This window comes from Microbacterium sp. APC 3901, from assembly GCF_030407765.1.
GTDB lineage: Bacteria > Actinomycetota > Actinomycetes > Actinomycetales > Microbacteriaceae > Microbacterium.
Genome location: NZ_JASDCU010000001.1, coordinates 134407 through 153927 on the forward strand (window position 1 = coordinate 134407; position 19521 = coordinate 153927).

General features: G+C 67.1%; 22 protein-coding genes. 19 read left to right on the forward strand and 3 right to left on the reverse strand.

Annotated features, from left to right (window positions below; translation table 11 throughout):
* The first annotated feature begins 90 nt into the window (after positions 1-90).
* From secY to map, 3 genes are read left to right on the forward strand one after another with little or no spacing between them, the layout of a single operon-like run.
* A complete protein-coding gene (secY, locus tag QMA07_RS00660; protein ID WP_140037887.1) occupies positions 91-1413 on the forward strand; it encodes a preprotein translocase subunit SecY in 1323 nt (440 codons plus the stop codon).
* Positions 1410-2006: an adenylate kinase gene (locus QMA07_RS00665; protein WP_290159187.1), complete on the forward strand. Its 597-nt coding sequence runs from the start codon at positions 1410-1412 to the stop codon at positions 2004-2006. Before secY ends, QMA07_RS00665 begins: the two co-directional genes overlap by 4 nt.
* A gap of 11 nt (positions 2007-2017) precedes the next feature.
* The gene (gene map, locus QMA07_RS00670; protein ID WP_290159189.1) at positions 2018-2866 is read left to right on the forward strand and encodes a type I methionyl aminopeptidase; all 849 of its coding nucleotides are present in this window, start codon (positions 2018-2020) and stop codon (positions 2864-2866) included.
* A gap of 333 nt (positions 2867-3199) precedes the next feature.
* Here the strand turns inward: map and QMA07_RS00675 are convergent, their stop codons facing one another.
* Entirely contained in the window at positions 3200-4183 is a 984-nt protein-coding gene (locus tag QMA07_RS00675; RefSeq protein WP_290159190.1) for a hypothetical protein, read from the reverse strand.
* A gap of 595 nt (positions 4184-4778) precedes the next feature.
* On the opposite strand from QMA07_RS00675, the gene QMA07_RS00680 reads away from it, so the two are divergent.
* From QMA07_RS00680 to rplQ, 7 genes are all read left to right on the forward strand, one after another.
* Entirely contained in the window at positions 4779-5438 is a 660-nt protein-coding gene (locus QMA07_RS00680; RefSeq protein ID WP_290159192.1) for a thioredoxin domain-containing protein, read from the forward strand.
* A gap of 181 nt (positions 5439-5619) precedes the next feature.
* On the forward strand, positions 5620-5841 hold the full coding sequence (infA, locus tag QMA07_RS00685) for a translation initiation factor IF-1 (RefSeq protein ID WP_017201569.1): 222 nt from the start codon (positions 5620-5622) through the stop codon (positions 5839-5841).
* A gap of 64 nt (positions 5842-5905) precedes the next feature.
* A complete protein-coding gene (gene rpmJ / locus QMA07_RS00690; RefSeq protein WP_033106073.1) occupies positions 5906-6022 on the forward strand; it encodes a 50S ribosomal protein L36 in 117 nt (38 codons plus the stop codon).
* Positions 6023-6177: 155 nt separating this feature from the next.
* The gene (rpsM, locus tag QMA07_RS00695; RefSeq protein ID WP_290159194.1) at positions 6178-6552 is read left to right on the forward strand and encodes a 30S ribosomal protein S13; all 375 of its coding nucleotides are present in this window, start codon (positions 6178-6180) and stop codon (positions 6550-6552) included.
* Positions 6553-6584: 32 nt separating this feature from the next.
* Positions 6585-6983 (forward strand): 30S ribosomal protein S11, encoded by a 399-nt coding sequence (gene rpsK, locus QMA07_RS00700; RefSeq protein ID WP_042538796.1) that lies wholly within the window; start codon positions 6585-6587, stop codon positions 6981-6983.
* A gap of 135 nt (positions 6984-7118) precedes the next feature.
* Complete coding sequence (locus tag QMA07_RS00705) at positions 7119-8108, forward strand: DNA-directed RNA polymerase subunit alpha (protein ID WP_290159197.1); 990 nt, start codon at positions 7119-7121, stop codon at positions 8106-8108.
* A 33-nt stretch (positions 8109-8141) separates the two neighbouring features.
* The gene (rplQ, locus tag QMA07_RS00710) at positions 8142-8687 is read left to right on the forward strand and encodes a 50S ribosomal protein L17 (RefSeq protein WP_290159199.1); all 546 of its coding nucleotides are present in this window, start codon (positions 8142-8144) and stop codon (positions 8685-8687) included.
* Positions 8688-8760: 73 nt separating this feature from the next.
* Here rplQ and QMA07_RS00715 read toward each other — a convergent pair whose 3' ends face one another.
* Positions 8761-10332, reverse strand: coding sequence for an AMP-binding protein (locus QMA07_RS00715; RefSeq protein WP_290159201.1), 1572 nt, complete (start codon positions 10330-10332; stop codon positions 8761-8763).
* Between the two features lie 106 nt (positions 10333-10438).
* Entirely contained in the window at positions 10439-11659 is a 1221-nt protein-coding gene (locus QMA07_RS00720; protein ID WP_290159202.1) for a hypothetical protein, read from the reverse strand.
* A gap of 162 nt (positions 11660-11821) precedes the next feature.
* On the opposite strand from QMA07_RS00720, the gene QMA07_RS00725 reads away from it, so the two are divergent.
* The 9 genes from QMA07_RS00725 to QMA07_RS00765 are packed head-to-tail and all read left to right on the forward strand — an operon-like array spanning position 11822 to position 19519.
* Complete coding sequence (locus tag QMA07_RS00725) at positions 11822-12838, forward strand: tripartite tricarboxylate transporter substrate binding protein (protein ID WP_290159203.1); 1017 nt, start codon at positions 11822-11824, stop codon at positions 12836-12838.
* Position 12839: 1 nt separating this feature from the next.
* Positions 12840-13397 carry a tripartite tricarboxylate transporter TctB family protein gene (locus tag QMA07_RS00730; protein ID WP_290159205.1) on the forward strand — a complete coding sequence of 186 codons (558 nt, stop codon included), beginning with the start codon at positions 12840-12842 and terminating at the stop codon, positions 13395-13397.
* Entirely contained in the window at positions 13397-14944 is a 1548-nt protein-coding gene (locus QMA07_RS00735) for a tripartite tricarboxylate transporter permease (protein ID WP_290159207.1), read from the forward strand. Before QMA07_RS00730 ends, QMA07_RS00735 begins: the two co-directional genes overlap by 1 nt.
* 39 nt (positions 14945-14983) lie before the next feature.
* Positions 14984-15784, forward strand: a complete 801-nt coding sequence (locus QMA07_RS00740) for a sulfite exporter TauE/SafE family protein (RefSeq protein WP_290159209.1) — start codon at positions 14984-14986, stop codon at positions 15782-15784.
* Between the two features lie 37 nt (positions 15785-15821).
* Positions 15822-16277, forward strand: coding sequence for a MaoC family dehydratase N-terminal domain-containing protein (locus tag QMA07_RS00745; RefSeq protein ID WP_140037874.1), 456 nt, complete (start codon positions 15822-15824; stop codon positions 16275-16277).
* The gene (locus QMA07_RS00750; RefSeq protein ID WP_290159212.1) at positions 16277-16675 is read left to right on the forward strand and encodes a MaoC/PaaZ C-terminal domain-containing protein; all 399 of its coding nucleotides are present in this window, start codon (positions 16277-16279) and stop codon (positions 16673-16675) included. Before QMA07_RS00745 ends, QMA07_RS00750 begins: the two co-directional genes overlap by 1 nt.
* Before the next feature lie 14 nt (positions 16676-16689).
* Positions 16690-17820 (forward strand): UDP-N-acetylmuramate dehydrogenase, encoded by a 1131-nt coding sequence (locus QMA07_RS00755; protein WP_290159470.1) that lies wholly within the window; start codon positions 16690-16692, stop codon positions 17818-17820.
* Positions 17821-17826: 6 nt separating this feature from the next.
* A complete protein-coding gene (pnuC, locus tag QMA07_RS00760) occupies positions 17827-18438 on the forward strand; it encodes a nicotinamide riboside transporter PnuC (protein WP_290159213.1) in 612 nt (203 codons plus the stop codon).
* Between the two features lie 10 nt (positions 18439-18448).
* Positions 18449-19519, forward strand: a complete 1071-nt coding sequence (locus tag QMA07_RS00765; protein ID WP_290159215.1) for an AAA family ATPase — start codon at positions 18449-18451, stop codon at positions 19517-19519.
* Positions 19520-19521: the final 2 nt, after the last annotated feature.

Here is a 19521-nt window from a genome sequence, read left to right on the forward strand (position 1 = left end):
GAGGGGTCGGAGATTCTCCGGCCCCTCTTATGGGTTAGCCTGTTCTTTCAGCCGTCCTTCAGGGATCGGCAACCTTTCAGGAGGACGTCCTTGTTTAGCGCCATCGCGCGGATCTTCCGCACGCCCGACCTGCGTCGGAAGATCGGTTTCACCCTCGCCATCATCGCCATCTATCGGCTCGGCTCGAATGTGCCTGCTCCGTTCGTGAACTTCCCGAACGTCGAAGAGTGCCTCGCGCTGAACTCCGGGACAGAGGGACTCCTCGGGCTCGTCAACCTGTTCTCGGGTGGCGCGCTCCTCCAGCTTTCGATCTTCGCGCTCGGCGTCATGCCGTACATCACCGCGACGATCATCACGCAGCTCCTCCGCGTGGTCATCCCTCACTTCGAGGCTCTGCACAAAGAGGGTCAGGCCGGCCAGGCCCGCCTCACCCAGTACACGCGCTACCTCACGATCGCGCTGGCGCTGCTGCAGTCGACGACGCTCGTGACGGTGGCCCGCAGCGGCCAGCTCTTCGGCACGACCGACATCGCCGCCTGCCAGAACCTCCTCACCAACGACGTGTGGTGGGCGCAGCTGCTCATGATCATGACGATGACCGCCGGTACCGGTCTGATCATGTGGTTCGCCGAGCTCGTCACCGAGCGGGGCATCGGCAACGGCATGTCGCTGCTGATCTTCACCTCGATCGCCGCGACCTTCCCCGGCGCCATGTGGCTCATCTGGGAGAGCAAGGGCTTCGAGGTCTTCCTCCTGGTGCTCCTGGTCGGAATCATCGTCATGGCTCTCGTCGTGTTCGTCGAGCAGTCGCAGCGCCGCATTCCGGTGCAGTACGCCAAGCGCATGGTCGGTCGCCGCACCTACGGCGGCACCAACACGTACATCCCGATCAAGGTGAACATGGCCGGCGTGATCCCGGTGATCTTCGCCTCGTCGCTGCTCTACATCCCGGCGCTCATCGCGCAGTTCAACACCCCGCAGGACGGCTCGGAGCCGGCGGCGTGGGTCACCTGGATCAGCGCGAACTTCACGACCGGCAACAGCCCCATCTACATGGCGGTCTACTTCCTGCTGATCATCGGCTTCACGTACTTCTACGTCGCGATCACCTTCAACCCGGTCGAGGTCGCGGACAACATGAAGAAGTACGGCGGGTTCATCCCCGGCATCCGTGCCGGTCGTCCCACCGCCGAGTACCTCGACTACGTGCTCACCCGCATCACGCTGCCCGGCTCGATCTACCTCGGCCTGATCGCGCTGATCCCGCTGATCGCTCTCGCCACCGTGGGTGCCAACCAGAACTTCCCGTTCGGCGGCGCGTCGATCCTCATCATCGTGGGTGTCGGTCTCGAGACGGTCAAGCAGATCGATGCTCAGCTTCAGCAGCGTCACTACGAAGGGCTCCTCCGATGACTCGATCAGCTCGTCTTCTCATCGTCGGTCCGCAGGGCTCGGGCAAGGGCACCCAGGGTGTCCGCATCGCCGAGTCCTACGGCATCCCGGTCGTCTCGACCGGAGACATCTTCCGCGCCAACATCAAGGAGGGGACGCCGCTCGGCCAGCAGGTCACGGCCATCCTCGACAAGGGCGACCTCGTTCCCGACGAGCTGACCAGCGAGATCGTCCGCGATCGCCTGTCTCAGGATGACGCGGAGAACGGCTTCCTGCTCGACGGGTATCCCCGCAACGCTGCTCAGGTCGAGCACCTCGACGCCTTCCTGGCCGGTCGCGGCGAATCGCTCGACGCTGTCATCCTCCTCGACGTGCCTCGCGAAGAGAGCATCGAGCGGTTGAAGCTCCGTGCGGCAGAGCAGGGTCGTTCGGATGACACCGACGAGGCCATCGCACACCGCCTCGACATCTACGAGCACGAGACGGCCCCGATCCTCGAGGTCTACGGCCCTCGTGGCATCGTCGACCGCATCGACGGCGTCGGCTCGCTCGACGAGATCACCGAGCGCGTGTTCGCAGCTCTGGTCGCTCGCGGCCTGCGTCTCGCGGCCTGAACACCGGCACGATGTTCCGCAAGTCGATCTACAAGAACGCGGCTCAGCTGCGCGCGATGGTCGAACCCGGCCTCATCACGGCCGCGGCTCTGGATGCCGTCCGGCCGCTGATCCGGCCGGGGGTGACGACCCTCGAGCTCGACGCCGAGGCCAACCGCGTGATCCTGGCCCGTGGCGCGGAGTCGAACTTCCAGCTGGTTCGCGGATACCGCCACACCACCTGCATCTCGGTCAACGAGGAGGTCGTGCACGGCATCCCCGGCGAGCGGATCCTGCAGGCCGGCGACATCGTCTCGGTCGACTGCGGCGCGCAGTTCCAGGGGTGGAACGGCGACAGTGCCATCACCGTGGTCGTGCCCGACGACACCCGCCCCGAGATCGTCTCCCAGCGCCAGGAGCTGTCGCGCGTGACAGAAGGGTCCATGTGGGCCGGCATCGCCGCCATGGCGTCTGCTTCCCACCTGGGTGACATCGGCGCCGCGATCCAGGGCTACATCGAGGCTCAGGGACCGTCAGCGGTCTCGGGCCAGACCTACGGCATCCTTCGCGAGTACGTCGGACACGGCATCGGCCGCAAGATGCATGAGGCGCCCAGCGTCTTCAACTACCGCACCCCTGATCCGGGCGCCGAGGTGAAGCCGGGTCTCGTGCTGGCCATCGAGCCTATGGTGACCGCCGGCAGCGACGAGACCTTCGTCGAGGACGACGACTGGACGGTCTCCACAGTCGACGGCACCGACGGATCGCACTGGGAGCACTCCGTCGCGCTGCACGAAGACGGCATCTGGGTGCTCACCGCGCCCGATGGGGGAGCGGCAGGCCTCGCCCCCTTCGGCGTCACGCCGACGCCGATCGCCTGACCTCTCGGCGGCGACGCCGCGGACGTGCGCTGTCGCTGTCTGTTGCTGCGTCGAGACCGTTGCTAGTGCGCGAGGGCGAGTGCGCGAGACCGTTGCTTGTGCGCGAGGGCGAGTGCGCGAGACCGTTGCTTGTGCGCGAGACCCATGATCGTGCGTGAGGCCCAGGCGCAGAACGTGGGTTTCGTCGACGGATGCCGGTCTCGCCGTGTGAAGGGCAGGACGGGCCCGGGTCAGTGCGCGAGACCGTGGCTTGTGCGCGAGACCCATGTGCAGAACGCGGGTCTCGCCCGGCGAGAGTGATTTCGCCTGCGTGTGTCAGGGGTGCGGCGCGGCTCAGGGGCGCAGCCGCGGCGCCTCGCGCAGGGCGAGTCGCAGCGAGGCGAGCATCCCCTCCTGCGGAGGCCGAACGAGAGGCACGCCGGCCGCTGCCAACGCGGAGCGAAGCGGATCCACTTTCCACGCGTCGGCGAGGTCCCAGCGGGCGACCGGATGCCCGTTGCGACGGAGTCTGTCCTCCCGGCGCTTCTCATCGGCGAGGTGCTGAGCGGCAGCGTTCGGATCCTCGAGGCGGTACTTGCCCCATCCGTCCGCCTCGCCGATGACCCGGCATGACGGGAAGAAGAAGTCTGCACGGTCTTTCGTTCCCTCGTGCGTGAACTCGGTCTGCAGCTGCGGTGTCTCGAATCCGCACCACGCGATCACTGCCCGGCTGACGCTCTCGCCGGGTGATTCCGAGCGTTCGTCTGCATTGGTCCAGACCCATCGTGCGCGGGCGCGGCCGCGGCTGTTCATCTGACCGCACAGAGCCTCGTCAGCGGTCGAGCGCCGCACATCACCGCCCTGGAACGGGGACATCGCCGCATCGGCGACGGCCAATCCCTTCGCCGATGACAGGACTCTCGTCAGATCGACGGCCGTGTCGAGAAGGTCGGTGCAATGGATGCCGGCGATCGAGGTCACCCCACGAGGGTCCGCGGAGGAGTGGACCATGACGTCGCCGAATCGTCGCGACTTCTCGCCGGCATCCGCCAGCACATGGATCAGGGCGGTCTCGCCGAAGTGCGGCAATCCGTGCATCACCGCCGCAGACTCCAAACACAAGACCGCACCCGGATGCGTGCGAACGAAGGCATGCACTCGCGCCGCGTAGCGCTGCCAGGGGCGCAGCGCGTCGTACAGGTCGCGACGCGCGTAGACGCCGGAGCGCACCCGCTGCAGGTGCGGGCTCGCTGCGCGCATCCCCAGCATCCGCATCTCCGTACTCATGAACAGTGGTACGGGCGAGGCGGCGAAGGCGCGATCTGCGAGAGTCTGCATTACTGCATCCTTTGCGCTGAGCTGGGGCGCGGGCAGACGAGTGCACGGGCGGACCCGGATGCTGTGGGGGAGTGGTCCTGGATGCTGTGCCGTGCAGGAGCCGTCGTCGGTGGTCGTCTATTCGCCCCCACGGTGCGCCCACAGCTCGCACGCCATGAGACCGACCGTGCAGCACGAAACCCATGTCGTGCTCGAGGGTCTCGTGCACGGATGCCGGCTTCGGGCTGGGGGGGAGGCGCGGGGTCGCGTGAGACCTATACCGTCGGGTGAGACCCACGGGATGGAGTGAGGCCCATGAGATGGGGTGAGACCCACGAGATGGGGTGAGACCCACGGCGCGGGCGAGGGTCTCGTGTGAGGATGAGGGTCTGGTGCACGGGCGAGGCTCTCGTGCGAGGGCGAGGGTCTCGTGCGAGGGTGAGGTTCTCGTGCGAGGATGTCGGTCTCGCGAATCAGGGGCGGTCGCGAGCGGGGCACGACCTGGTCACAACGCGCACATAGGTTTCTCCGGGCACAATGGGTGTATGGGTGCGCATGCACCCGAGGACTTCAGGCCGGGCCCGCCGCGGGCGGGCCTCGACAGAAACGGAAAGCAATGGCAGCCGCGAAGAGCAACACCAACTGGTTCGTGATCGGCGTCTCGGCGGCAGTGGTGGTCGTTCTGGCCGTGCTGGCGTTCGTCGTCGTGTTCCTGAACAACCAGGCCACCGCCCCGGGAACGGCTCCGCAGAGCTCCATCGTGAACGAGGAGACCGGTGCGATCTCGTTCGGAACAGGCGAGGACGAGATCGACACATACGTCGACTTCATGTGCCCCGTGTGCGGGCAGTTCGAAGACGTCTACGGCGAGCAGCTGCAGGCCGCCGCGGCTGACAACCAGATCACGCTGAACATCCACCCCGTGTCGATCCTCAACCGTCTCTCCACGACGGGGGAGTTCTCCTCGCTGTCGGCCGGCTCGATGTACTGCGTCGCCGAAGAAGCTCCCGACTCGACCCTCGACTACTTCAACCTGCTGTTCGCGAACCAGCCGGAGGAGAACTCCGCCGGACTCAGCGCCGATGAGCTGAGCGCACTCGCCGAGCAGGCGGGCGCCGGTGCCGCTGCGGACTGCATCGCCGACGGCACCTTCAACAAGTTCGCCGATTCGCAGACCCAGGTGCACGAGATCTCGGGGACGCCGACCGTCGAGATCAACGGCACCCGCATCGAGAACAGCGAGATCGCCACGGAGTTCGCCAAGATCTTCGGCTGATCCTCGCCGTTCGTCCAACGGGAGTTCCGGCATCCTGCTCAGGTTGCCGGAACTCCCGTTGTCGGATAACATAGATCCTTGGTGCCTTGCGCCTTGATTCGGCGTGTCTGAATCGGCAGAAAGCACCGCAATCCAATCACCCACCGCAGATCGACCGGTCTGCAGAAGCGTCAGCGAGGCTATGGCTAAGAAAGACGGTGTCATCGAGATCGAGGGCGTGATCTCCGAGGCTCTGCCCAACGCGATGTTCCGCGTTGAGCTCTCCAACGGACACAAGGTCCTTGCAACGATCTCAGGCAAGATGCGGCAGAACTACATCCGCATCATCCCCGAAGACCGTGTGGTCGTGGAGCTCAGCCCCTACGACCTGACCCGTGGACGAATCGTCTACCGCTACCGCTGATCGGTCGAGAAGTAACACCCCAGGCACTCAGCCTGCCCGGTGAAGACAGCGAATAGGAAACATCATGAAGGTCAACCCCAGCGTCAAGCCCATGTGCGATCACTGCAAGGTGATCCGCCGTCACGGCCGCGTCATGGTCATCTGCAAGAGCAACCCGCGCCACAAGCAGCGCCAGGGCTGAGTGCCCGCCGGCCGTGCCGGCGGACTCTTCGGATCTGACTCACAACTCAATACACACAACGGCAGGATCAGATTCCACGCGAGTGGAGGACACCTCGGGACAGAGGCCCGAGCACCGCTCCTGCTCCACACCTCTACCAATCTCAGGAGAACCGCATGGCACGTCTTGCCGGCGTTGACATCCCGCGCGATAAGCGCGTGGTGATCGCCCTTACCTACATCTACGGCGTCGGCCGTACCCGCTCGGTCGAGATCCTCAAGGCAACGGAGATCGACGAGAGCATCCGCGTGAAGGACCTCAGCGATGAGCAGCTGATCGCCCTCCGCGACTACATCGAAGGCAACTACAAGGTGGAGGGTGACCTGCGCCGCGAGGTCGCCGCAGACATCCGCCGCAAGGTCGAGATCGGCTCCTACGAGGGCGTCCGCCACCGTCGTGGCCTCCCGGTCCGTGGTCAGCGCACCAAGACCAACGCCCGTACCCGCAAGGGCCCGAAGCGCACCGTCGCAGGCAAGAAGAAGGCCCGCTAAGCGCGGCCCCCAGGGACTAGGAGAACACTTTCATGGCTGCACCCAAGGCCGCCGCGCGCAAGCCGCGCCGCAAGGAAAAGAAGAACATCGCGCTGGGCCATGCCCACATCAAGTCGACGTTCAACAACACCATCGTTTCGATCACCGACCCGTCCGGCGCTGTCATCAGCTGGGCATCGTCGGGTGGCGTGGGCTTCAAGGGCTCGCGCAAGTCGACCCCCTACGCCGCTGGTCTGGCAGCCGAGTCGGCTGCCCGTCAGGCGCAGGAGCACGGCGTCAAGAAGGTCGACGTCTTCGTCAAGGGACCGGGCTCGGGTCGCGAGACCGCGATCCGTTCGCTGACGGCCGCCGGCCTCGAGGTCGGCTCGATTCAGGACGTCACCCCGCAGGCGCACAACGGCTGCCGCCCGCCGAAGCGTCGCCGCGTCTGATCCGGCTTGTTGAGCCGCTCGGTCCTTCGGGGCCGAGCGGCTCGACGCCCGCCAGCGCGGGCATCGACTCCCAAAACTCAAAACCTCACCCCACCACATGTCATATAGCGGGCATGTGATCGAAAGGAACACAGAGTGCTTATTGCACAGCGTCCCACACTGACCGAGGAAAAGATCGTCGAGAACCGTAGCCGGTTCATCATCGAGCCTCTGGAGCCCGGCTTCGGATACACGATCGGCAATGCGCTCCGTCGCAGCCTGCTGTCGTCGATCCCCGGCGCCGCGGTCACCAGCGTTCGCATCGACGGCGTGCTGCACGAGTTCAGCACCATCCCCGGCGTGAAGGAGGATGTCACCGAGATCATCCTCAACATCAAGCAGCTCGTCGTCTCGTCGGAGCGCGACGAGCCCATCACGGCGTACCTGCGCAAGACCGGTTCGGGCGAAGTGACTGCCGCTGACATCTCGGCTCCGGCCGGTGTCGAGGTCCAGAACCCCGAGCTCGTCATCGCGACGCTCAACGAGACCGCGAAGTTCGAGCTCGAGCTCACGATCGAGCGTGGCCGTGGCTACGTCTCGGCGACGCAGAACCGCAACGAGTACGCCGAGGCCGGTCAGATCCCGATCGACTCGATCTACTCGCCGGTGCTCAAGGTCAGCTACCGCGTCGACGCCACCCGTGCGGGTGAGCGCACCGACTTCGACAAGCTCGTCCTCGACGTCGAGACCAAGTCCGCCATCAGCCCCCGTGACGCCGTCGCTTCGGCTGCGAAGACGCTCACCGAGCTGTTCGGTCTCGCTCGCGAGCTGAACGTCGAGGCTGAGGGCATCGAGATCGGCCCGGCGCCGGTGGAGGCAGTCAACTCCAGCGAGCTGTCGATGCCGATCGAGGACCTCGACCTCTCGGTCCGCTCGTACAACTGCCTGAAGCGTGAGGGCATCAACACTGTTTCCGAGCTCGTCGCCCTGTCGGAGACGCAGCTCATGAACATCCGCAATTTCGGCCAGAAGTCGGTCGACGAGGTGCGCGACAAGCTCATCTCGCTCGGTCTGTCGCTCAAGGATTCGGTGCCCGGTTTCGACGGCGCCCACTTCTACAGCGGCAGCGAAGACGAGTCCTTCTGAAACCCGACCTTTCTGACCAGGAGTTAGACGATTATGCCCAAGCCCACTAAGGGTCCCCGCCTCGGAGGCGGCCCCGCACACGAGCGTCTGCTGCTTGCCAACATGGCGGCACAGCTCTTCATCCACAAGTCGATCAAGACGACCGAGACCAAGGCGAAGCGCCTGCGTCCGCTCGCGGAGCGTCTCATCACGCTCGGCAAGCGCGGAGACCTGCACGCGCGTCGTCGTGCGATGACCGTGCTGCGTTCCAACAAGGACGCCGGACACGTGCTCTTCACCGAGATCGCTCCGCTCGTCGCAGACCGTGAGGGTGGCTACACCCGCATCACGAAGGTCGGCAACCGCAAGGGTGACAACGCTCCCATGGCCGTGATCGAGCTCGTTCTCGAGCCCGTCACCCCCAAGGCGAAGTCCACCAAGAAGTCCGCCAAGGCTGAGAAGCCTGCCGAGGTCGTCGAGGAGGCTCCCGCAGAGGAGGCTCCCGCAGCGGAGACCACCGACGCCGGCGCCGAGTCGCAGGCCGAGGGAGAGGCAGCCGAGGCTGCCGCCGAGGACGCTGTCGAGAAGAAGTCCGAGTAAGCGCCTCGCTCGTTCTGAGAAGCCCGCCGCCCCGAGAGGGACGGCGGGCTTCTTCGTTGCTGCGCCACCGGAGTCAGCGTGTGCGCAGGTCCTTGCGCAGGATCTTCCCCGATGCCGACTTCGGAATCGCGTCGATGAACTCGACCTGACGCACCTTCTCGTGAGGTGCGACGTGTGCCGCGACGTATGCCATCACGGCATCCGCGTCGAGCTCCGCGCCCTGCTGCACCACCACGAACGCCTTCGGCACCTCTTGGCCGTCTGAGTCGGGGGCGCCGATGACCGCTGCATCGGCGATCGACGGATGCGCGAGCAGCACCGCCTCGAGCACCGCCGGTGCCACCTGGTAGCCCTTGTACTTGATGAGCTCCTTGAGGCGATCGACGATGCGGAAGATGCCGTCGTGCGTCACGGTCGCGACATCGCCGGTATGCAGCCAGCCGTCGGCGTCGAGCATCTCGGCCGTGGCATCCGGCCGGTTCAGATAGCCGGCCATCACCTGGGGGCCACGGATCAGCAGCTCTCCGGGTTCGCTCGCACCGTCATCCGGGGCGACGACGTCGCTGCCGTCTTCTGCGACGAGCCGCGCCTCGGTGTCGGCGAGCAGCATGCCGACCGACGATCTGTCGATGTCCGGTCGGTCGTACGGGATCGCATGGGTGACCGGACTCGTCTCCGTCATGCCGTATCCCTGGCACACTGTGCAGCCGAGGCGTGTCGCCACCGCAGATGCCAGAGCGCCGTCGAGAGGCGCGGCACCCGAGAAGACGACCTTGATCGCCGACGTGTCGTACTCGTCGACGAGCGGATGCTTCGCGAGGGCGACGGCGATCGGCGGGGCGATGAAGACCCAGCTGGTCCGGTGCTCCTGGACGACGCGGAGGAAGTCCTCAAGGTCGAACCTGGGCATCGTGACGAGAGCTGCGCGCTGGCGCAGCGCGAAGTTCAGCAGCACCGTCATGCCGTAGATGTGGAAGAAGGGCAGGACGGCGAGCACGCGGTCGTCATCTCCGAGCGAGATCGTGGAGCGGCACTGGCTGACGTTGGCGATCAGGTTGCGGTGCGTGAGCATGACGCCCTTGGGACGACCGGTGGTCCCGGAGGAGTAGGGCAGCACGGCGAGATGCGTCGCCGGGTCGAAGCTCACGTCGGGGGCGGTGCGGCCCTCGCCGAGCAGATCGGGAAGCGACGGATGCCCGTCTGCACCGTCGAGGACGATCACGTGGTCGTCGTCGAGACCGACCGCGGCTGCGGCGGCACTCGCAGAGGCGAGCAGCGGCGAGACGGTGATGAGCCACGTCGCCTCGGCATCCGTCAGCTGGTTGGCGATCTCATCGGGCGTGTAGAGGGAATTGACCGTGGTGGCCGTCGCCCCGGCGCGGAGGATGCCGTGGAAGACGGTCGCGAAGGCGGGGATGTTGGGGCACAGGACGCCCACCGTGGTCCCGACGCCCACTCCGCGGGCGGCGAGGGCTCCCGCGAAGAGATCGATCTGCGCGATCAGCTGCCGATAGGTCGTCGTCGAACCGCTGATGCCGTCGACGATCGCGATCGCATCGAGCCGGTCCTCTTCGACGTCACCGAACAGGAAGTCGTGGATCGAGACCGCAGGGATCTCGACATCGGGATAAGAGCTGCGCACCATGAGATCTCCTTCGATCCGGGTCATCGACGACGCCGTCGGATGCGATCCAGTGTCGCACACGAGGAGATCGAGTCCCAGGGTGATCGGACGTGATCCTGCGCGGAGATCACACCGGTCCGGTTGCGCGATACCGTGTGCCGGGTCGACCCTTCGTCGTGTAGTCGAGGGTGCGGATCGCGCGCCCCGTGCTCGCGAGGTGTTCGAGGTAGCGCCTGGCGCTGACGCGCGAGATGGTCAGGTCGTCGCCGATGTCGGTGGCGGAGGCGTCGGGTCGAGCCGCGAGGGCCGACGAGATCCGGTCGAGGGTTTCGGGGCTCAGTCCCTTGGGGAGCCCGAAGCGCTGACGGAACGCGATGATCGCGTCGGCAGCCTCGACGCGCTGCACCACGTCGTGCAACTCTGTGTGATCGCGCAGCAGCAGAGTGGCCTCGACATCCGTGCCGTCGACGCGGCTCCCGGTGCTGCGCGCCACCAGGACGTGCGATCCGACGATCACCGGTCGGCCCTCGTTCTCGCCGACCCTGAGCACCTCGAGCAGCTCCTCGTCGAGGACGTCGGCCGCGACCGCGTCGTCGAGATCACCTGAGTCCTTCTCGAGCAGGCGCGCGGCGGCGTCATTCGCGAGGGTGATCCTGCCGGCGCCGTTGACGGTGATGACGCCCTCGCTGAGGCGATGCAGGGTCGTCTCCTGGTTCTTCACGAGGGCCGCGATCTGATGCGGCTCCAGTCGGTAGATCCGTCGTCTGATCACCGAGGTCACCCACGCCGAGCCGAAGACGCCGAGCACGGCGGCCGCGAGCATCGCCGAGATCAGCCACGTGAGGTTGGCGGTGAACTCCTCGTTGAGCTCCGACTCGAGGATCCCGACGGATGCCGTGCCGATGACCTCTCCATCGTCCTCGCGGATCGGCACCTTGACGCGCCAGGACGTGCCGAGTGTGCCGGTCTGGGTGCCGACGTAGATCTCGCCCGAGAGCGGCACCGACGGATCCGTCGACACCCGCTCGCCGATGCGGTCGGGGTGGGGGTGGGAGTAGCGGATGCCGTCGGCGTTCGCCACGACCACGTATGCGAGATCGGACGCTTCGCGGATGACCTCGGCGATCGGCTGGATCGCAGTGGCCGGATCGACGTCGTCGAAGGCATCGAGGACGGGAGGAAGCGCCGCGATCGATTGGGCGACAGCCTGCATCCGATCCTTGTAGGCCTCGCGGAGCGCCTGCTCCTGCAGAGCACCGGCGACGATCCCGGTGGCGAGGGTCACCAAGAACACGATCAGCGCCTGCAGAGCCAGCAGCTGCACCCGGAGCGTCATCTTCGAGGCCACGCGCCCATTCTCCTCGCTGTGCGCGTGCGCCGCGACGCGGGGCGAGAGGCGATCGTGACCAATAGTTTCGGAACGCGACCAATGGTTTCCGAAGCTTGAGCAGCGGCGGGCGTCCTCCCAGGGTGGACGGACAGCACCACGAACGCTCAAGGAGGAGCGCACATGAAGAAGTCACGCATCGGCACGGCGGTGGCACTCGCCGCGGCAACCGCACTCGCACTGACGTCGTGCTCGGGCAGCACCGAGCCCGCAGGCGACGACGCCGCGGACGAGGCGGTCACGATCAGCGACGTGAACATCGTCGTCCCCGCGGACCCCGGCGGAGGCTGGGACCAGACCGGCCGCGCACTTTCGCAGCTCCTCACCGAGGAGGGCATCGTCGGCTCGGCGCCGGTCACCAACGTCGGAGGTGCCGGCGGCACCGTCGGTCTCGCCCAGCTCGCGAACGAGCAGAATCCGGCGACCCTCATGGTGATGGGGCTCGTGATGGTCGGCGCGGTCGAGACCAACGCCTCGGCCGTCCGCATCGAGGACATGACGGCCATCGCCCGTCTGACCGACGAACCGCTGGTCGTGGTCGTGCCGGCGGACTCGGAGTACGACACGCTCGAGGATCTCATCGACGACGTGGTCGACAAGGGACAGGAGGTGACCATCACCGGTGGTTCTGCCGGCGGCGCCGACCACATCCTCGCCGGGCTCATGCTCGAGGAGGCCGGACTCGACGGCGCCGAGATCGCCGAGAAGCTGAACTACACGCCGAACTCCGGTGGCGGCGAGGCGACGTCGCTGATACTGGGCGGCAAGGTCGACGCGGGCATCTCGGGTGTCGGCGAGTTCCTGCAGCACATCGACGCGGGCACGATGAAGGCTCTCGCGGTGTCATCGGACGAGCCGGTCGAGCAGCTGACCGACGTGCCCACGATCACGGATGCGGGCTACGACGTCGTGCTGACGAACTGGCGCGGCGTGATCGCACCGGGAGACATCGCTGACGCGAACCGCGAGGAGCTGACGCGGATCGTCACGGAGCTGCATGAGTCGGAGGCCTGGACGGCCGAACTCGAGACGCGCGGTTGGGCGGATGCGTTCCTCACGGGCGGCGAGTTCGACAAGTTCCTCGTGGGGAACGTCGAAGAGGTCACGGCGACCCTGCAGAACATCGGTCTGGTCGGCTGACATGAGTATCGGGTCCTCCGGGCCCGACGGTGTGCGGATCGGCGAACGCCGGTCCGCACTCATCGTCGGCCCCGTGCCGGTGGGCGAACTCGTCTTCGCGCTGCTGATGGTCGCGCTGGGCGCCTTCGCCCTGATCGGAGTCTTCTCCATCCATGTCCCGGTCGGCGCCCAGGTCGGGCCGACCGTGTTCCCGGTCTTCGTCGCGATCCTGCTTCTCGGCTCAGCGGTGGCCGTACTCGTCGGCATCCTTCGCGGCCAGAGGGGTGTTCCCGAGGACGGGGAGGACGTCGATCAGTCCCTCCCGACCGACTGGATCACACTCGTGAAGATCGCCGCGTTCCTCGTGGCGCACCTCTTCCTCATCGAACCCCTCGGCTGGGCACCGGCCGCCGCGATCCTGTTCGGCGGTGTCGCCTGGTCGCTGGGAGCGAAGCGGTGGTGGGTCGCCTTCGGCGTCGGAATCGCCCTCGCGCTCGTCGTCCAGGTCGTCTTCGGCGGTCTGCTCGGGCTGTCGTTGCCCTGGGGTCCTGCTCTGGGCTGGCTCGGGAGGATGTTCTGATGGACAGCTGGTCTCTGCTCCTCGAGGGATTCGCGACTGCGCTGCAGCCGCAGTACCTCGTCTTCGCGTTCCTCGGCGTGCTCATCGGCACGGCGGTGGGCGTGCTCCCCGGAATCGGTCCCGCGATGACGGTGGCGCTGCTGCTGCCGCTCACCTACATGCTCGAACCGGCGGCCGCCCTGATCACCTTCGCGGGGATCTACTACGGCGGGATGTACGGCGGGTCGACCACGAGCATCCTGCTGAACACCCCGGGGGAGTCGGCCTCGATCGTCACGGCCATCGAGGGCAACAAGATGGCCAAGATGGGACGCGGCGCGGCGGCCCTCGCCACTGCCGCGCTGGGGTCGTTCGTCGCCGGAACCCTCGCGACCATCGGGCTCACCCTGCTGGCCCCCGTGCTCGCGCAGTTCGCCGTCAATCTCGGACCGGCGGACTACGTCGCACTCATCGTCGTCGCCTTCATCACCGTCGGAGCGCTGATGGGGTCGTCCGTTCCACGCGGCCTCCTCTCGCTCGGCGTGGGGCTGTTCCTCGGCCTCGTCGGAACCGACCGGCTCTCGGGGCAGCAGCGCTACACGCTCGGACTGCTCCCCCTCGCAGACGGCATCGACATCGTGCTGGTGGCAGTCGGGCTGTTCGCGGTCGGAGAGACGCTGTACATCGCCGCACGGCTGCGGCACGGGGCGATCGACGTGATCCCCGTCACGCGGGGGTGGCGCAGCTGGATGAAGAAGGACGACTGGCGTCGTTCGTGGAAGCCCTGGCTGCGCGGCACCGCGATCGGCTTCCCGATCGGCACGATCCCCGCGGGTGGGGCCGATGTGGCGACCTTCCTCTCGTATGCGACGGAGCGCAAGCTCTCGAAGCACAAGTCCGAGTTCGGACGCGGCGCGATCGAAGGCGTCGCCGGGCCCGAGTCCGCGAACAACGCCGCGGCCGCCGGGGTGCTCGTGCCACTGCTGACACTCGGATTGCCGACCACGGCGACCGCCGCGATCATCCTCACGGCGTTCCAGTCGTACGGCCTGCAACCCGGACCGATGCTGTTCACGAGCCAGTCGAATCTCGTCTGGGCGCTCGTCGCGAGCCTCTACATCGGCAACGTCATCCTGCTCGTGCTGAACCTGCCGCTCGTGGGCATGTGGGTGAAGCTCCTGCAGATCCCGCGTCCGTACCTCTATGCGGGGATCCTCGTCTTCGCCGCTTTCGGCGCCTATGCGTTGAACTACTCGGTGGTCGACATCCTCATCCTGACGATCATCGGGGTGCTCGGGTTCTTCATGCGAAGGTACGGGTTCCCGGTCGCACCTCTCGTGGTCGGCATGATCCTCGGGCCGATGGGCGAGGCGCAGCTGCGTCGCGCGCTCCAGCTCAGCCAGGGAGACCTGACGACGCTCGTCGCGCAGCCGTTCGCCGCGACCGCGTACGTCCTGCTGGCGCTCCTGATCGTCGGCGGCCTGTGGTTGCGCCGACGCCAGCGCCGCTACGAGCAGGCGTTGACCGAGTCGATCTCGGTGCCTGTCAGGGCCGACTCCGAGGTCTGACGGCAGAACGGGGCGGAGGCCTGCGAGTAGGCTGATCCGGTGACTGATGCAGAGACCCTGAGCAGAGGGCCTCGCGCCTACACGGCATTCATCGGCATCGGCCTGATCGCGGGCCTCCTCTCCGGCCTCTTCGGCGTCGGTGGCGGCACGGTGATCGTTCCGCTGCTCGTGCTCTTCCTGCACTTCAACCAGCGGCTCGGCGCCGGCACGTCGCTCGCGGCGATCGTTCCGACGGCGACGGTCGGCGTCATCTCGTACGCGATCAATGACTCCGTCGCCTGGATCCCCGCGTTGATCCTCGCAGCGGGCTCCGTCGTCGGCGCTCAGATCGGCACCCGGATGCTGCCGAAGATCTCGCAGACGGTGCTGCGATGGTTCTTCGTCGGCTTCCTCGTGGTCGTCATCGTGAGCCTGTTCCTGGTCGTGCCGTCGCGCGACGCGGAGTTCGAGCTGCAGCTGCTCAACGGGCTCGCCCTCGTGGTGGTGGGCGTCGCCACGGGCATCCTCGCGGGGCTCATCGGGGTCGGCGGCGGTGTGATCGTCGTGCCGATCCTGATGCTCGCCTTCGGCACGAGCGACCTCGTCGCCAAGGGCACATCGCTGCTCATGATGATCCCCACCGCGATCTCGGGCACGATCGGCAACCTGCGCAACCGCAACGTCGACCTGCTCGCCGCGGCGATCGTCGGAGTGTCCGCGTGCACGACCACCGCGCTCGGCGCGTGGCTGGCAACGCTGATCGACCCGATGGTGGGGAACATGCTGTTCGCGGCCTACCTCGTGGTCATCGCGGTGCAGATGGCGATGAAGGCGATCAAGGGGCGCAAGAAGAAGGACTGAGGGCGGCCCTGTCGCGGGTGCTCGGTAGGATCGAGGGGTGGCAGTGAACCAAGATCTTCTCGGCCGGGAGTTCCCGCCGACGTCCCCCTACCTCGTCGGCCGCGAGAAGGTGCGCGAGTTCGCGCGCGCTGTCTTCGCCGACGCTCCGCAGCACACCGATGTCGAAGCCGCCCGTGCGGCCGGATTCGCCGATGTCGTGGCACCGCCGACCTTCGCGATGGTCATCCAAGACCTCACGCTGCAGCAGCTGCTCGCCGAACCCGACTCGGGCATCGTGCTGGCGCGCACGATCCACGCCGAGCAGAAGTTCACCTACTCCCGACCGATCGTCGCGGGCGACGAGCTCACCGGAAAGCTGCGGGTGACCGCCATCCGAATGATGGGGGGCAACGCCATGATCACCAGTGCGGCCGAGATCACGGATGCCGCCGGCGAGCATGTCGTCACCGCCACCAGCGTGCTGCTGGTCGGCGCGGAAGAAGGAGCAGAGTGATGCCGTTCGCTGTCGGAGACATCGTCGCAGAGCGCACGGTGCACATCACCCGCGAGTCGCTCGTGCGGTACGCAGGGGCGTCGGGCGACTTCAACCCGATCCACTACCGTGACGACATCGCCGCCGAGGTGGGCCTTCCCGGCGTCCTCGCGCACGGCATGCTCACGATGGGCATCGCCTCGTCGGTGGTCGTCGCCGCTCTCGATCCGGGCGCGCGGATCATCGACTACGGCGTGCGATTCACCAAGCCGGTCGTGGTCGATCCCGCAGACGGAGCCGACCTTCACGTCGCCGCCACCGTCGGCGCCGTCGACGAGGAATCGACGCGCATCGACCTCAAGGTCACGTTCGGCGAGACGACGGTGCTCGTCAAGGCGCAGCTGCGCGTCGCCGCCTGATGGGCGACCGCGTGGTGCACGAGGTCGAACCGCTCGAGCTGGCTACCCTGACGACGCTCCGCACAGGTGGGGCTCCCGAGCGCATGCTCGAGGCGTCGACCTCCGCCGAGCTGATCGATGCGCTCACCGACGTGTGGTCGCGCGGCGAGGAGTGGTTCGTCCTCGGCGGCGGCTCCAACCTGTTCATCGGCGACGACCCGTTCGAGGGCACCGTCATCCGCATCCTCACCCGGGGCATCGAGGAGCTCCCGTCGCCGCACGCCGGACGTATCCGGCTTCGTGTGCAGGCCGGTCACGGCTGGGACGATCTCGTCGCCTACGCCGTGGAACACGGGTATGCGGGACTCGAGGCGATGAGCGGCATCCCGGGCACCGTCGGCGCCTCACCGGTGCAGAACATCGGTGCGTACGGTCAGGAGATCCAGGAGACCCTCGTCGAGGTCCAGCTGATCGACGAGGCGACGGGCGAGGTGTCTGTCGTCCCTGCGTCCGAGCTCGGGCTCGGGTTCCGAACCTCTGTGCTCAAGCACCACTACGGCGGTGTGCCGCAGCGCCGGGCCGTCATCCTGTCGGTCACGGTCGATCTGCTCGTCGCCGAAGAGCGCGTCGTCCGCGGCGAGCAGCTGCGCAGGGCGCTGGGTCTCGACTCTGACGCCCCTGTGCCGCTCACCTGGGTGCGCGAGCGGATTCTCGCGACCCGCGCCTCGAAGGGGATGCTGCTCGACGAGAACGACCCCGACACGCACGGCGTCGGCTCGTTCTTCCAGAACGCGATCGTGCCCGAGGTCGTGGCCCGCGCTCTGCCGCCCGAGTGCCCGCGGTGGCCGGTGACGCCCGACCTCGACACCGTCACGGTGATCCCGCTCGCCTCGTACGAGGGCTTCGTGCCCGCCGCGAAGACGGAGGCGCCGGATGTGAAGGTGAGTGCCGCCTGGCTGATCGAGCACGCCGGGATCCGCAAGGGTTTCAAGCTGCCGAGGTCGCGGGCATCCGTCTCGACCAAGCATGCTCTCGCCCTGACCAACCGGGGCGGAGCCACGGCGGCCGAGGTCTCTGAGCTCGCCCGCTTCATCCAGAGCCGCGTCCATGCGGAGTTCGGGCTCGTGCTGCAGCCCGAGCCCGTGCTGCTCGGCGTCGAACTGTAGCGGCCCGTGCTCGAGTGGCTCCAGGCCGAGTGGCCTCAGGTTCTCGGTTTCGTCACGGGCGCGATCTGCGTGTGGCTCGCCGGCCGACGCAATGTCTGGAACTACCCGATCGGCATCGCCAATAACGTGGTGCTGTTCATCGTGTTCATCGGCGCGGGGCTCTATGCGACCTCGGTGCTGCAGGTCGTCTACCTGCTGATGGGTCTGCACGGGTGGTGGCGGTGGACGCGGGGCGCAGAGCAGAGCCGCACCTACGTCGTGAACACGCCTCGTCGCGCGTGGCCATGGCTCGCGCTCGCCGCAGTCGCCGGCACGGCCGTGATGGTGTGGGTGCTCATGTCGTTCACCGACTCGCAGGTCGCGATCGCCGATGCCGCGACCACCGCCGCGAGCCTCGTGGCGCAGTACATGCTGAACCGCAAATGGATCGAGAACTGGTTCGTGTGGATCCTGGTCGACATCGCCTTCGTCGGCCTCTCGATCGCCGCGGGGCTCTGGGTCATCGCAGCGCTGTACGCGCTCTTCATCGCCCTGTGCGTGATCGGCTACCGCTCGTGGCGTCAGGCGGCCGCTGTCGACCGAGAGACCTCCGCGGTCATGGCGCCCGCCCGAGGATGAGGCGACGCGCATGAGCGGACACGGTCTCGTCCTCGGCAAGTTCTATCCCTTCCACGGCGGGCATTCGCACCTGATCCGTCAGGCGCAGCGAGAGAGCGACCGGGTCACGGTGCAGGTGCTGGGTGCGTCGGTCGAGTCGATCCCGTTGGCGGTGCGAGCGGACTGGATCCGAGAGTCGCACCCGGGAGTGCGCGTCGTCGCAGCGATGGACGATGCACCGGTCGACTTCGAGTCGGAGGCGGCGTGGGACGAGCACATGGCGCTGATCGCTTCTCTGCTCGACGGTCCCGTCGACACCGTGTTCTCCTGCGACTCGTATGGCGGCGAGCTGGCCAGGCGCCTCGATGCGCGGTGGGTGCAGATCGACGAGGGGCGGCGGATCAATCCCGTCTCGGGCACGGCGATCCGTGCCGACGTCGCCGGCAACTGGCACGAGCTCGCACCGGCGGTGCGCGCGTGGCTGACCGCGCGCGTCGTGGTGCTGGGCGCGGAGTCGACCGGGTCGACGACTCTCGCCGAGGCCCTCGCCGGTCGTCTGGGCACGCTCTGGGTGTCGGAGTACGGCCGTGAGCACTCCGTGACCCGCGTCGGCGGGCTGACCGCGCCGTGGCGCAGCGACGAGTTCGACCTGATCGTCGACAGGCAGATCGCTCTCGAGCAGCATGCGCTCAGGCAGGTGCCGGTGCCGGTTCTCGTCTGCGACACGGACGTGCTCGCGACCGCCCTGTGGCACGAGCGCTACGTCGGTTCCGTGGCGCCGCGCCTGCATGAGGCGGCCACCGCGCACCCACCGCTCCTCTACGTGCTCACCGGCGATGAGATCCCCTTCGAGCAGGACGGCCTGCGCGACGGGGAGCACATCCGCCACGACATGCAGCAGCGTTTCCGCGACGTGCTCGCCGCGCGGGACGTGCCGTGGGTCGAGGTGCGGGGCGATGTTCCGACGCGGGTCGAGGCCGCGGCATCCGCTCTCGAGCCTCTCCTCGCCGCACACCTGAGCTTCGCTGTTCCGCTCGAGGCGCGGCCGCTCGACGAGCAGCGGGCGCTCCAGCAGGTCGCCCGATCGACATCGTTAGGATGATC